Here is a 13,341-nt window from a genome sequence, read left to right on the forward strand (position 1 = left end):
AAATCAGAAAATTGTATGTGAGATATTTTGTCGAAACAACCTAGCCGACGGCGTTGTGCGAAAAACTAGAACGGCCCGACGCACACGCAATTCATGACCTGTTGGTTGATTGGGGTTGATCCGTTGTCACCGTTCGTAGTCCACTGCGCGGACAGCCAGTTCGCGTTGTACTCCCTCATCACTTCGATCCGTACCGTGCATGGGATCGTGGTTGCTACGAGTTGGCAGATCGTGGTGCCAGCGTATCCCGTCATGTTCGGAACCTGACTCATCGCCCCTTGCATCATGCCGCCGACCTGGGCGTTGATCGACGTGTTGTAGAGTCGGACGCGGACGATACCCGGGTACGTCGCGCCGGTGGCGATGGTGCATTCCGTGCGGATGTGGCACGTCACCAACCACCAACCGCGGTGCGGGAGTGTGACGGAGTAGGGCGTCGCGATCCACGTGCTGTCGGGCGTGATCGCGCCACTTGTGCCCCACTGCACACCGACGTTCCGGCCGGTCACAGGTAACCAGCCGAGCGAGTGGAAACCGACCGTAGTCGGGTACGCCGCGTTGAGATTCTTCAACTCCCAGATGCCGATGTGAGTCAGCCCGAACAGAGCTTGGCAAACGGCGCCGTCGACCTCCGCGGGGGAATCACAATCGGCGGCGCGCGTCAGTACCCACCGCGTCGAGGCGCTTCCGAGCGACGTAACGACGTACAGGCCGTTTCGGTTGCTCACTTCGTAACCGACGATGATCCGCATGCCCAAGAACGGTGCCTGACTGTCTTGGTTGGGGAGTGCCCCGTTGCTGTTCGCGGTGAGCGTGGCACCGACTCCTCCCGATCCGTTGGCATAGGTATTCGCTGGGAGCGCCGCCGTGGTGCAGCAGTACGCGGGGTCTTTCCAGATCGGTACGGGAGTACCCGCTTTCGGCCCCAACTCCCAACGCTGGTTCGCGCTACCGGGCGCGCGCCGGCACTGCACCTTGTCGCCCACAGCGAGCGTGGCGCCGTCGATCGGGACCGCGGGATCTGTCGCGGAGTTCTTGCGGCCGTAGGGCTTGTCGACAACGGCGCCACTGGCGTTCACCATCGTCTCGACGAAGCTGTATCCGCCCGTGACGGTGCCGGTGACGCGACAGGGAAACCAGTCCGCACCGAAATCGATACTGCCGAGCGTGTCGGCGCCACGAACGGTCGCGACACCGATATCAGGGGAAACGAACGGGCGTGGGGGACGGCTGCGTGGGGGCATTAGAACGTTCCTCCGTCGTCGGCCGGGCGCGCCCGGCTCACTGGCTTCGGTTGCGTGTTACGTTCGACGCGCTCCATCGCGCCAATCGCCTTGTCCATCCGCTCAAGAATTCGCGCCTCAAACGGCGAAGTGTTCAGGGCCGCGAGTTGCACGTTCTTCCCGGCTTGCGCGATCTGCGAAAAACTCGCTTTCGCTCCCATCGACTGGCGAAGCTCCCGGAACACATCGTTGCGAGCGCGATCGCGCCACGGATTGGCTCCGCCACCCGACCCGCGGTCCCCGGAGAAATCACCTTGCCCCAACCGCTTCATCATCGCCTCTTCGTCCTCCTCTTCGCTGCTGAACGGGTTGAGTCGGTTCAGAATGCGATCGCTGTCCCCGCTCGTGAGGTCCGCGACGATTTCGGTCGCAGATTTAATCGCCTGAACTGCGAACAGAAACGCATCGACCATCAGTTGCACGGCGGGAATTAGTACCGTTTGGCAGATATCGTAAAAATCTTCGAGCACCGGGAGCAACTCGTTCCACAGGTCGTCGCTCATCTCGATCACGCCCGCTGCGAAGTTGGCGAACAGCGGGAGCAAGAGCGGCGCGAACGTGGCGGCTAAAACTTTGACCGCGGAACCAAATACCTGGAACCCGGACGCGGAACTGTTGATGGCCTGTGCCATCACTGCCATCGGGTTCAGTAAGCCAATGATTTTCTCGAACGGCATCGAGATCAGCCGGGCGATGTACCCGAGGATCGCACCCGCGCCTCGCGCACCCTGCGCGATCCCGCCGCCCCGCTTGCCGATACCGATCGCACCGAGGAACCCTTTGCCTTTTCCCCGCCCCCCGCGGAACGCGGTCCGTGCCGCCTTTCGGAAATGGTTGAACGTCTTGCGGCTAAACATGCGACCGAGCAACGACTTTTCGCGCCGCCCGCCACCGCTGCGTTTACCGCCCGCTTGAGACCGCGCCTTCATAACCTGTTGCAGCAGTGTCCGAAGCGCGCTGCCGAAGTTGTAGGCCGCGCTGTTGCTGTTCGGGCCACCGCCGGACGGCGCGCCGGGGGACATCGAATTGGGCTTCGTATGCTGCTGCTGCTGTGGAGCGGTCGTAGGTTGCGTCGTTCCCTGTGCGCCCGCGGCACCTGCTGGCGCGCCGCCGAACGTGCGCGCGAGCAGCACGACGTTGCCGTTCAGGTCCACGAGCGACTTCGCGACCAGCCCGAGCGCGGTAACGAGCACGCGACCGTCGAAGTTCATCGGGTACCCCTTTCCGCGGCTCGTTCCGCCCGCGCGCGTTCTCGCAGGTGTGGTTCAGTAACGCCGTTCAGATCCAGGGCACGTTCAAACCACTGTTGAGCGGTTCGGCCGCTGCTCTGGGGTTGCGGAATGGCACCTTCGAGTTTCGGTTCCGCGCCTTCGCCCCGTTCCCACGCCAAGAAAATCCCGTCTATTTGCGCGATCGTGAGCGCTTGGATTTCTTCGATCGGCCGGTTGAACGGCGGATTGGCGAGCCGGACGACACGAAGTTTGACGGCAGCCCCAACTGGTTCAGGGCTGCCGCCATCGCTTTTGGGTCGTCGGACACCGCGATCTGAATGAGCGACACGACATCTGCGAGGCGGCTGGCGATCATCCGGTCCGCCGTCTCGTCGTCAACGCCCTGATCGGCGAGCATGATCGCGAGGAACTTCGCCTGTCCGCGCGGCAGTTGCATCGCCTTGCAACAGGTTTCGCTGCCCCACTCGTAGACGCCCGCCGCGATGTCCGCGATGACGTCTTTGAGCAGCACCCGCCGCGTGTCGTCGTCGAGGTCCGTCGCGCGCACCGTGGCCTCGCGCGCCCGCTGTTCGAGCCAGCGCGCGTACTGACCCATCTGCATCACGGTCGGCTGACCGAGCTTGTACGTGACGCCCTCGAAAGGGAAGTCGCCCGGCGAGTTCAGGAGATCCGCAAGTGATTGGTTCATGTTGGGCTACACTTCGCGTTGCGTTTATAATCGCGTTGCAATTACGGCGCGGCCGGTTCGTTTCGAGCGTAGATGCCCACGTTCTCGCCGGTTGCATTGACTTCGACGCGCCCGCGGATCTCCGCGCCCTGTTCCGAGTCGAAGATGCGAACGAGCGGGAAGCTGTACGCGGGCTGTGCGTCACCCTTCTTCCGGTACAGTGTCAGGGCTGTGATTTCCGTGCCGGCCGCGACGGGTTCGTATGCGCCGCTCGCGATGTCGATGAGCAGCCGGAGCGAGATTTCTGCTTCGCCGACGCCGAAGTCTTTGCGGTTGTTACCGTTGTCCGCGGCCGTGATCGCATCGAGCTTCTCGTACCGTTCCGAGACGCGCCACGCATAGGTGCCCTTGATTTCGGCCGCGCCGATCTTCGCCGTCAGGTACTTGCCGCTAACGCTCATGAGCGGGATTCCTTTACTTCCACCGTGAACTTTTGCGTCGTGTAATTCAGCGTCTTGTCGAGCGCGGGCCGGGGGAAGAATTCGAGGTCTTCGACGAGGCAATCGTTGAACGTCGCCATACTCGCGAACGTCTCCCAGCGCTGGAGCTTCGCGCGGATCGCTTCCGCCCACGCGCGAACCGTTTCGTCATCGCCCAGCACGTCGCCGCCGGCCGTGATGATCGTGACGGCCCCGGCGTAACGGTCGATGTAGCTATCGTTCGTGACGAACTCGGACCGCGGCACGTTGCTCATCGTGACAACGATCTGCGACGGTTCGGTTCCGGGCGGCAGCGACGGCGTTTTGAGCCGCGTTGCGGCCGGCGCGCCGGGGAGCGCCAGTGCGTTCACACCCGCGACCACCGCGTCCGCAATCTGTCCCGCGCGGCTCATTCGCGCACCTGAATCACGTCACACATGTACCGCGTGCCCATGCCCGCGACGGTCACCTGTTCCACGTCCCACGTCACTTCGCAGTAGATGATGCGGTCGCGCTTCTTCGGGGCGAACGACAGGTCTGTGGCTTTCAGGTGGAACCGGCACGTTGTCGCGGCGAGTTCCCCGTCTCCGATCGATACCGCTTGCGCGCTCGTCTGCCGTCGCAGCACTGTCGCCGTTTCCGTTGCTGTCACGTCGCCCGATACCGGGTCGCGTTGGTGGATCGTGGCGGTACCGCGCCCGTCGAACAGATCGAAGTCGGCGACGAGATCGGCCGCGGAAAGTTCCATGCCGATTGTAAGTACCGACTGTTGCACAAAACAATAAGCGTCGTTGTTTTGAGGACGCCGGTCGTACTTACAATCCGCGTGGCGATGTTACATGTGACGTGAGGGACCGACATGCCAGCTATCGAGCCGCCGGACGCAGCGACGATCGCGACGTGGGAAATTCGGGAACGCGGAGTTCGCGACGGGGGAAGCCCGGTCGAAACGTTCGAGGGGTCTAGCTCGCACGCGGAGCGAACGTTTTTCTGTAAATGGGAGCACCGCGGCGAAGTTGTGAAATGGATGCTGGGGCACGCGATCGTATGGGATGACTCGGGTACGTTGAAGCTCTCGCGGTTGCCCGCGCAGGTTCACCCGAATTTCCCGGGGCTGATCTGCACGAAATGCACGTCGATCCGCGGCCACCGATGGATCGATAACGCGGTGCCGATCGATCCTGATCCCGATATCGGCTATGAGTTCAGCGCCGCGCAAATCAACGAGTTCGAGAACGCGGAGCTAGTTTTCCAATACGAGTCAATGCCATTCCCCAATTTACCCGACGACGACGAACAGGTCATCGTAAACGGCGAGGTCGCACGGTACTGCTCCACGGATCAGTACGACGTTTCGGGCGAGTACCTACAGCTACCGGGCGCCGCCTTCGTGTGGCAGCGCGGCACGGCCGCGGCCCCGAACGGTCAGTCGATCCCGATGAACGTTGGCAAGATCATGCCGTCCGCGGTGGTGAGTGTGACGTGGTGGCGGTTGCCCGATGAAGTGTGGGCGCCCGGAAGTGCGTTGTGGCAGCGGGTGTTTGGTAGCGACGAAGGCGACGACCCGTTCTTGGGGAAGATCAACTCGGCCGAAATGTTCGGCATGCCGCAAGGGTGCGTGCTGTTCTCCGGCATCAAACCCGTTCGGCGCCGGTCCCCGCTCGGTGACGGCTTCGAGTGGGACGTCACATTCGAGTTCAGCTTCAAGCCGTCGGGCTGGAATTGGGTGTACTTCATGGACCCGACTACCCACACGAACAGCGGCTTCTACTTCGTGGGCAAACCGGGTAGCGGCGTTCAACCCGCCGACGTGCTCGACGACGGGGTGTCGATCTACAATTCAATCGATTTGAACGACTTGTTTAAGGTGAGCTAGGGTTTCTTTTTCTCGCACGACGCACTCCACGATTCGCCCTGTCCGCCCCGTGCCGCGCGTTTAATGGTCCATGTGTCTTTGTTGGCGTCCACGAGGCGCCAACCCGCTTCCGGGCGCTCGCCCTTCAACGTGGTTGTTTTCAGCACGAAACCAATTGCACCGTCTTTCTTCTCGACGCGCGTCGCTTCGACACCTTCTACGGTGCGAAGAACTTTTCCCTTTGCGTCGACCACTTCGAGGGTCAGTCTCTCGGTGTCTGCGGCGGGAGTTTCTGGCATGGTAGCTCCAAAGAGGGTGGCTACCAGAAGTGTAGATATCGTTCTTACGCTAAAACAATACATGAGCGGTTCCCTTTGGGCCGAACGGACCCAGCGAGATTACCGCGCGAGGTGGAACGGATCAAATTCTAATCGGCGATTGCGTATTGAGTTGCATAGTGCGTTGCGACGCCACCACCGCTGAGACTCAGCCTTTTTTCCGCGACGTCACTTTGATTCCGTCGATCTCCAGCAGTCTGGCGATCGCCTCCATGAGTTTGCGTTGATCTTCTTCGGTGTATGAGTCGAACTTCCGGTTAATCGTAATCTCTAGGTCTACGTGCTGGACCGGCGAGACAGTTGCAGGCATCGCGTGCATCACGTCAGTTTCAGCGATCGGTTCCAGTGGGGCCGGTTGATCTTCGGCCGTTGTGAATGCTTCGGGGCTAACATCCAGCGCTTTCGCAAGTTGGAGCACTTTCGGCCACGTTGGTTCGACCGCCCCTCGCTCGTACCTTGCGAGAGATTGGTACGAGATCCCAACCAATGCCGCGAGTTGCTCTTGCGTCATCATCCGCGATTCGCGGATAGCCCGCAGTCGCGCCCCAAACCCACTTGCTGTTTCTTTCGATTTGCTCACCGCATTCGATTTCGATTGCGCTCACCGTGCAAAACCCATCAAATATGGATTGACACCAGTCATATATGATGGGTATGCTGCATCCACGGTGGCTCGGTGGTGTCTACCACTCGCCGCAATTGGCTGTTACCCGTTGCGACGAATCCTCAACTCCCTCGGGACTCGCACCCATGTTAACTTCCTTCACCGAAACGGTCAACGCGGCCCACCCCGGTCCCCACGCTGTCATTTGCGACGGGGTGCTGTTGTTCCAGTATCCCACCTACCTTGAAGCCGCGGATCGGGCGTGCGACCTCGAATCGGTCGGCTGCACCGCGGTTGTGGTGCCTGTCGATCTGCATAACTGACATTTGATTCGCATCCGATCGCGATATATTTTGTATCGCATCGCGAGTGCGTCAGTGGTGAACGGGACATAGCTGCGAAAGGTCTTTGAAAACGTGGGTTAGTGCAGCGTGTGGGCGGCCTGCTCGCGCAATGGAGCGGAAGTGTAGATCGGACCAAGTGATTGAGTGTTCGCAGTATCTCCGTGGGGCAACTCACGGCCGAATTGAAGCCCGTTTGAAGGCACCGTTTACAAGCTCGGTCAGCCGGTATCTCCGTGGGGCAACTCACGGCCGAATTGAAGCCGGTCTTCGCATCGACCACTTCGAGGGTCAGTTTCGTATCTCCGTGGGGCAACTCACGGCCGAATTGAAGCGCTCAAGCGCTCGGTGTTGGACCCGAAGCATTCTTGAGTATCTCCGGGGTGCAAACCCCGCCGAATTGAAGCCGCGTGGTAATCGTGGATGATCGCCGGGGCAGCAAGGTATCTCCGCGGTGCAAGCCGCGGCCGAATTGAAGCATGATCGAGCCGGACAAGTCGCGGTTCCAGATGGTTGGGGTATCTCCGCGGCGCGAGTCGCGGCCGAATTGAAGTTGCGTTTACAGAATGTACCCCGTTGGGTCGTAGTACACCCCTCCGCGGCGATCACCGCGGCCAAATTGAATAGACGGCTAGGTTGCCCCTTGTGCCCGGCCGTCGGGCAGAGGTCGGAGCCGCTCCAGGGTGTGGCGCGCTTCGACAGACGTGGTCGCGACCGCCCGGCCGCAGGGTACTCACGCCTTACCCCATGACAGCGGCTACTGATTCGTTCGAGTTTGCGACTCTTACTGGTGTCGCCTAACGCCCCTGTCACCGGGCGGGCGATGAAGCCGCGGACATTAGAGCCGAGGGGGGCGAGGACTGCAAACCCCAACACAGCATTAGCGTCGTCGAATGTGTTCTTCGGCCTGTAGGATGCGGGCGACGATTGCGACGAAGCACGCCAGTCCCGCGAAGGCACTGGCCCAAACCGCGCCCTGTGTGATCGCTACAGCCGCGAGCATGGCCGCGGCACCGAGCGCGAACCATTTCGCAAGGTTGAAGAACCCGGCTGCAACTGCACCCGGCGGTGGTAACGCGGGTCGGGAGTGCGGCCGTGGGCGATCGTCATCTTCGATGTCGAGGGGGCGTTGCTTAGACATGTCGAGACGGTAACGGGCGAACCTGTGACGGTCAACGACGAAACCCCGCGATGGCGCGGGTTTTCGCGCTTCAAATGATCGACGTCCGCACTTCCACCGGGTCAAACGTCCCGAGCAGTTCCGATGTGGCTTTGATGCCCTCTTGAAGCATCTTCAGGTACTCGCCCCACGACACGCTTTGCCCGTCGATGCTGTACGTGGGCTTTGGCGCCGCGCTCGCGAGCTTCAGCGCGGTCACGAAGTTTTCGAGCACAGTTCGTAGTTCAGTTGCGATGTCCACAGCACACCCGAAAAGAAACGGGGCGCCGCGGCCCCCAACTCACCGCGGCGCCCGTGTATCACGACTTGGAACGTTGCACTGTGAAATTGTGCGGGGTCGAAATCACGCCCATCTGCGTCTTGTAGCGTTCGATCGCGTCGAGTCGGTCGAACGCCTCGACTTCGCGCGCGGGTAGGTGCGTCAGTTCCACGCGGTACTTCTTCAGCGGGCCGGCTTCGTCGTTCTCGTCTTCGGTGGGCGCAGGCTTAGGTTTGGTAGCACGTCCGGGCTTCTCTTCGGTGACTGCGGGCTTTTCTTCCGGCTCCGCCAGCGGCGCACCCGCGCCGGCCACGGCTTCGCGAATATCGGTCACTCTCGGCATTGGGGAATCCTGTAGGGGTTGAGCGGTGCGGTATCGCCCGGTTCGTCGCCGGGCGATATCACGCTACAGGATTGTATGTTCGATCAGACGTGCGTATCAACAGATGCCATCGCAGTAATCAACTGCAAGCCGAAGTAACCACGCCCGGTCGCATGGGCGGTGATCGTTCGACCAATTGGCGTCACGAAACCGCGATGCGGATCGCATTGCGACTCATGATGCGATGCGATTAGCCTCAAGCTCCAGCGTGACGTTGCGAAGATCGACTCGCACGACAGACACGGGGGATTTGGGGGTTTCAAGATCCGCCGCCCGGTCGATCGCTTCGAGGTACGTTGGGTAGATAAACATGAGGGCACCGTCGCAGATCACGGCGTGTGGTCCGGGGTTCGCGACATTGACCGCGGTTGCAAAAGGAGATAAAGTCACAGACGAATCCCTCATGTTAGGGGGACAATCGACGAACGTGAGTGGCATCGCAAATCGTCGGTTGAACTGCCGTTAAGAAGACCGCCGCAGGCATGTTACTTCACCAGTTGGTGATGTCAATGCCTTTTGGCGAGCGGATTCACCAACTGGTGATATTTTCACTTCACCAGTTGGTGAATCCGCTCGCGGCAAAGCGAAACAACCGTGCCAAGAAAACGAATCGATCCGACGTTTGGTCTGCGGTTAAAGGAAATTCGTAACACCGCGGGCTTTACACAAGCCAAGCTGGGGGAACTTACCGGCCTGCTCCCGAACGCAATTGCTCGCCTTGAGGGAGGGAAGCGCGAACCCGGTTGGGAAACTGTGCAGAAATTGGCGGAGGCGCTTGGTGTTGCTACAGATGCGTTTAAGGCGGTGAAGTCGCAACCGCAGCCGTCGCAACCAGTACCGGTCCAATCGCATGCGACGCAAATTGAATACAGTTCTTCGCTTCCGGCGCCGGAACATTTTAACCAAGTTGCCAACGACGCTGCGGCATGGCTGCCGATTTATCACCACTGGAACAAATTATCCAAGTCGCCGTTTCATTTGGCCCTTGATGGCGGCGGTTTCCGCTCCCATTTGTATTTTGAAGTCCCGCGATATCCCTCGGTCAACAAATTAGCTCTGACCTCACTCGCGCGGCCGGTCGAAGTGAGCGTTGTGTTAGGAGCAATGCCAACCTTTCACGTTCACGTGTCGAGCCGGGGCGACGTTCGCTTTACGAAACCCGTCCGGCAGCGGATTCACCTTACAGATGGTGGATTTGGCAGGCTGTTTCCTGGTCAGGTTCACGTTACAGATGCGGAAGCTGGCAAGATGTTTATTCCTACTGATGCTCTCGACCACATAGCATCGCCGAGAATAAATATCTTTGGTGGAGTTCCTCGCATTGAGATGTGGGTAGACACTGATAACGCTGGCGAAGATGCCGGATCGGGTTCCGAAAAAACTGACGAACCGTTGTTTTCAACTGCGGCGACCGGCACGAACCGCACCAAGCGCTACACCTATGACGCAAACAACCGTCTCGCCACTGCAACGCCCCCTCTCGATGCAGCAAGTGAACTTACCTACCCCCTGAGAGTCGCTTCCGGTGACGTCGATGGCGATAGTACCCCACCTCTTAACACGCGCAGAGTAGAGGGAAGAATTTTTGCCAACGTTGCGGGTAACTCGGTGAAGTACGAGTACGATGCGGCCGGCAACTTGATGACACGCGAGTACAACACGACGGGCATCTGCACAAGCAGGAAAAATAAAACAATTGTAATTGTATTGAATTGTTCTGTCGGGGATGCGTCGGCGGAAGAGGTAACCCGACTTCTTGCTGAAATCAAAAAAACGTGTAATTATGAACTCGTGGATATCGTGAGTATATCTCCGAGATGAATGAAGTGGCCGCGAAGATCGATCTTCGCGGCCACAAGTTGTTATTCCGATCTTCTCACGTCGCGCTGGAGTTGTAAGCGCGGATCACCTTGCGGGGTTCGGTCACGCAGGCGACACCGTACACGTTCGCTTTCGCTTGGAGTACGACGTCTTGCTCGAACTCCGCGGGCGCCTGCGGCGGCGCTTGCACGAACTGCGGCGCGAACACCTCCCGCCACGCGAACGCTTCCTTGAACGAGCCGAATAGAACCAGCGAATCGGCTATCGGATCGGTCGTGAAGGTACCGGCCCCGTAGGTCCGCAGTTGCCGGCGCGCGTGTTTGGACGACATCAGTTCGTAGTTGCCGTCGAGCGGGTTCGCGCTCACGATCTGGTTACCGGCGCCGCTCGTGATGTTACCGGACAACACTTCCGTCGCGTTTAGAACGCGCTTCGCGGTGTACTTCAGCGCGGGCAGCACGAGCATCTGCGCGCCGTCGATTTCGATCGGCTCGTTCAGTACCGGGTCGAGCATGTTCGCGAACAGTTGCTCCAACCGGTTAATCGACGTCCAGTCCACGAGCGTGAAGTCCGTCAGCGCGTTAACCCAGCTACCCGCGGTCAGGTACGTGTTGAACGCGGTCCCGTTCCAAACGTGGTTGTTGTCCAGTCCCAGCGCGACGCGGAGCCGCTTCTTTTCGACCCACAGCCCGACGCGCTTGCCGACGCTCGACGCGCTGTCCATGACCTGTCGCGTCAGATCGCTGTAGATCATCTCGAACGTCACGCGGCAGATGCGGCCGAACTTCTCCGGCGCTGGGAGCGTGATGTACTGCCCGTTGAACTGCGTCGCCGGGTAGTTCTGCCCCTGTTGCACGATACCCGGGTCGTCGATCGTGTCCGTCAGGTACGGCACGACCTGCGTGCCCAGGTTCCCGTTCGTCACCTTGATCGTGCGGAACATCTTGTCCGTCACGAACGTCGCGAGCTTGTACTTTTCCTTGATCTCGTCCACGAGCAGTTGCCCGGTGATCGGCGAGAACCCGGACGAGTCCACGGCGTCGACCGCTTCGCGCAACCGGCCGGTATAGTTCCGCAGGTGCGATTCCCAATCGTCGCCGATCAGCGAATGTGCCATTTCGCGCAACGAGATGTCGTCGCGCGAAATGCGCCCGGACTTGATGCCCTCGCGGAGCACGTCCGTAGCCAGTTTCGCGCCCTCGCGGGCGGGCTTCCCCGCCATCACTTCGCGCAACTTCAGTCCGATTCGAGCCACGGTCGCATCTCCGTTGTGTTCGCTGTGAAGGAAATATCGCAACGAATTGCGTCGCGATTAAGATGTCATCACGATTGGCGCGCGGCCGGCGCGAGCACGCTTAGGGTTTCGACCTTTACGCGGGTGATCGCGGTGCCGCGCTCGGCGACGCGCCCGATCGCGTTGGCTTCGGCCCCGACCGCAACCACCCGGTCACTGAGCAGCGCGTTCCCGGTGTCCTTTGCCGGCCCCACGAAGTCGCCGACCTCAAACGTCGCGCTCGCGCAGTCGAACTCGAACACGCCCGACGTGTTCACCATGATTACGTTGTCTTGGCTGTTGCCGAAGACGCGGGGGTTGGTGGTACTGAGCTTCGACTGCGCGGCCACACCAGCGAACCGCGCGCGGAAGTTACTCTGTGTGGTCGCGAGGTCGGTCGTCCACGTCTCGTCTTCGGCGCGCACGAGCGTACCGGCGTTCATACCGACGAGATCGCCCTTATCGACGAGCTTCGCGGTTGCGATCGCGACCTTACGGGGGCGCGTTTCGCCTTCGATGTACTGCGGAACCGGCATGGTTGTTACCTGTGTCGTTCGGACGGACGTTGAGCGGTTCGCGGCGCCGCGAACGCTTACCAGTTGATTTCGGCCGCGATCTCGGCGGCGGTCTTCTCCACGGCTACGACCTGTTGGGTAGACTTCGGTGCCGTGGCCTTCGCTACGGTCGCGACCCCGCGCCGATCTTCGATCAGCTTCAGCGCGGTCGCCTCCGGCACGGCCGCGAGTTGTTCGAGGAACACGCCAGTGACCAGATCCCCCGCGAGTCCCTTTTCGCTTGCGAGCCGACGGCGGCTCTCGACGAGCAGTTGCGCGCGGGCGCGGCGCACGGCCGGGCTGCGGAACGCACCGAGTTGCTCCATCATTTCGCCTTCGGACATTTCGTCGTCGGCGCCCTTCGCGTCCGCGTCGCCGTCTTCCATCAGGTTGATGAGCGCTTTCAGTTTCGTGATCTTCGTCTTCTTGTCCCACTCCGGGTGCTTGGCGAAGTCGGCCGCGAGCGCGGCGAGCTTGTCGTTCACGTCGCCCCCGCCCGAACCGCTCGCGCCGGCCGCGGGATCAACTACCGGGTCCATGCTGGTGTCCTGTTCAAAAAGACTGAGATTGGTGGCCGGGTTGTCGACGATATCGACGGAGTGAACCTTCGTGATCTCTTCAACGAGAATCTCGCCGTCGCCCTGGCGGACGCCGCGCCCTTCGGCGTTGTGACTCAACCCCATACCCGCGGGATCGTGTTCCGCAAGCCAAAGGAACGCTTCGGCGTCCCGGTGTTTCGGGTTGTACTTCAGGTCCGCGATCAACCCGCCGTCATCGGCCTCGCGAACGTTCACGAGGCGCCCGATGCGGTCCCCGAACTTGCGCGTGTTGCTCTCGCCGTCCGGGTGATTAAAAAACGCGCGGGCGCCCTCGTAAAGTTGCTTTGCGTTGCGAAGCGCGCCGGCGCTGTACCGGCGCCCGTTCGTGCTCCGCAGCCCGCACACACGAACGTCACGAATCGTGTTCGCGGCCCGGTCCACGCGCCCGATGCTGCCGACGGTCAGAGATTCTCGGAGGGTGATTTCCACGCGACCGCACCACGCAACGAATAACTGTTCGTTAAAGTGTACGAT

The 13,341-nt window shown here is 60.7% G+C and carries 17 protein-coding genes; 3 read left to right on the top strand and 14 right to left on the bottom strand.

Translation table 11 applies throughout. The features are described 5' to 3' along the window. Positions 1-65 precede the first annotated feature (65 nt). The 6 genes from VT84_RS29725 to VT84_RS29750 form a co-directional block, all read right to left on the bottom strand. Positions 66-1,244 carry a hypothetical protein gene (locus tag VT84_RS29725; RefSeq protein ID WP_082842059.1) on the bottom strand — a complete coding sequence of 393 codons (1,179 nt, stop codon included), beginning with the start codon at positions 1,242-1,244 and terminating at the stop codon, positions 66-68. Next, a complete protein-coding gene (locus VT84_RS29730) occupies positions 1,244-2,494 on the bottom strand; it encodes a hypothetical protein (RefSeq protein ID WP_082842060.1) in 1,251 nt (416 codons plus the stop codon). The genes VT84_RS29725 and VT84_RS29730 overlap by 1 nt, the downstream gene beginning before the upstream one ends. Positions 2,495-2,684: 190 nt before the next feature. Continuing rightward, on the bottom strand, positions 2,685-3,203 hold the full coding sequence (locus tag VT84_RS29735; RefSeq protein WP_082842061.1) for a hypothetical protein: 519 nt from the start codon (positions 3,201-3,203) through the stop codon (positions 2,685-2,687). Between the two features lie 41 nt (positions 3,204-3,244). Continuing rightward, positions 3,245-3,643, bottom strand: a complete 399-nt coding sequence (locus VT84_RS29740; RefSeq protein ID WP_082842062.1) for a hypothetical protein — start codon at positions 3,641-3,643, stop codon at positions 3,245-3,247. Further along, on the bottom strand, positions 3,640-4,074 hold the full coding sequence (locus tag VT84_RS29745; RefSeq protein WP_082842063.1) for a hypothetical protein: 435 nt from the start codon (positions 4,072-4,074) through the stop codon (positions 3,640-3,642). Before VT84_RS29745 ends, VT84_RS29740 begins: the two co-directional genes overlap by 4 nt. Continuing rightward, on the bottom strand, positions 4,071-4,409 hold the full coding sequence (locus VT84_RS29750; RefSeq protein ID WP_082842064.1) for a hypothetical protein: 339 nt from the start codon (positions 4,407-4,409) through the stop codon (positions 4,071-4,073). The genes VT84_RS29745 and VT84_RS29750 overlap by 4 nt, the downstream gene beginning before the upstream one ends. Before the next feature lie 111 nt (positions 4,410-4,520). On the opposite strand from VT84_RS29750, the gene VT84_RS29755 reads away from it, so the two are divergent. Next, on the top strand, positions 4,521-5,537 hold the full coding sequence (locus tag VT84_RS29755) for a hypothetical protein (RefSeq protein ID WP_082842065.1): 1,017 nt from the start codon (positions 4,521-4,523) through the stop codon (positions 5,535-5,537). On the opposite strand, the gene VT84_RS29760 is transcribed toward VT84_RS29755, so the two are convergent. Together VT84_RS29760 and VT84_RS29765 are read right to left on the bottom strand one after the other, a co-directional pair. Next, positions 5,534-5,815 (bottom strand): hypothetical protein, encoded by a 282-nt coding sequence (locus VT84_RS29760; protein WP_082842066.1) that lies wholly within the window; start codon positions 5,813-5,815, stop codon positions 5,534-5,536. The two genes, VT84_RS29755 and VT84_RS29760, sit on opposite strands and share 4 nt — an antisense overlap. Before the next feature lie 187 nt (positions 5,816-6,002). Beyond that, a complete protein-coding gene (locus VT84_RS29765; protein WP_255359515.1) occupies positions 6,003-6,434 on the bottom strand; it encodes a helix-turn-helix domain-containing protein in 432 nt (143 codons plus the stop codon). 170 nt (positions 6,435-6,604) lie between these two features. On the opposite strand from VT84_RS29765, the gene VT84_RS39055 reads away from it, so the two are divergent. Then, positions 6,605-6,781, top strand: coding sequence for a hypothetical protein (locus tag VT84_RS39055; protein ID WP_157469968.1), 177 nt, complete (start codon positions 6,605-6,607; stop codon positions 6,779-6,781). Positions 6,782-7,679: 898 nt separating this feature from the next. On the opposite strand, the gene VT84_RS29770 is transcribed toward VT84_RS39055, so the two are convergent. From VT84_RS29770 to VT84_RS29780, 3 genes are all read right to left on the bottom strand, one after another. Beyond that, the gene (locus VT84_RS29770) at positions 7,680-7,940 is read right to left on the bottom strand and encodes a hypothetical protein (RefSeq protein WP_082842068.1); all 261 of its coding nucleotides are present in this window, start codon (positions 7,938-7,940) and stop codon (positions 7,680-7,682) included. A gap of 70 nt (positions 7,941-8,010) precedes the next feature. After that, the gene (locus VT84_RS29775; protein ID WP_157469970.1) at positions 8,011-8,220 is read right to left on the bottom strand and encodes a hypothetical protein; all 210 of its coding nucleotides are present in this window, start codon (positions 8,218-8,220) and stop codon (positions 8,011-8,013) included. A 58-nt stretch (positions 8,221-8,278) separates the two neighbouring features. Beyond that, entirely contained in the window at positions 8,279-8,581 is a 303-nt protein-coding gene (locus VT84_RS29780) for a hypothetical protein (RefSeq protein WP_082842070.1), read from the bottom strand. A gap of 633 nt (positions 8,582-9,214) precedes the next feature. On the opposite strand from VT84_RS29780, the gene VT84_RS29785 reads away from it, so the two are divergent. After that, on the top strand, positions 9,215-10,441 hold the full coding sequence (locus VT84_RS29785; protein ID WP_162271888.1) for a helix-turn-helix domain-containing protein: 1,227 nt from the start codon (positions 9,215-9,217) through the stop codon (positions 10,439-10,441). A gap of 55 nt (positions 10,442-10,496) precedes the next feature. On the opposite strand, the gene VT84_RS29790 is transcribed toward VT84_RS29785, so the two are convergent. The 3 genes from VT84_RS29790 to VT84_RS29800 form a co-directional block, all read right to left on the bottom strand. Continuing rightward, the gene (locus VT84_RS29790) at positions 10,497-11,696 is read right to left on the bottom strand and encodes a hypothetical protein (RefSeq protein WP_082842072.1); all 1,200 of its coding nucleotides are present in this window, start codon (positions 11,694-11,696) and stop codon (positions 10,497-10,499) included. Between the two features lie 68 nt (positions 11,697-11,764). Next, positions 11,765-12,250 (bottom strand): hypothetical protein, encoded by a 486-nt coding sequence (locus VT84_RS29795; RefSeq protein ID WP_082842073.1) that lies wholly within the window; start codon positions 12,248-12,250, stop codon positions 11,765-11,767. A gap of 56 nt (positions 12,251-12,306) precedes the next feature. Beyond that, positions 12,307-13,296 carry a hypothetical protein gene (locus VT84_RS29800; protein WP_082842074.1) on the bottom strand — a complete coding sequence of 330 codons (990 nt, stop codon included), beginning with the start codon at positions 13,294-13,296 and terminating at the stop codon, positions 12,307-12,309. Positions 13,297-13,341: the final 45 nt, after the last annotated feature.

The organism is Gemmata sp. SH-PL17 (assembly GCF_001610855.1).
GTDB lineage: Bacteria > Planctomycetota > Planctomycetia > Gemmatales > Gemmataceae > Gemmata > Gemmata massiliana.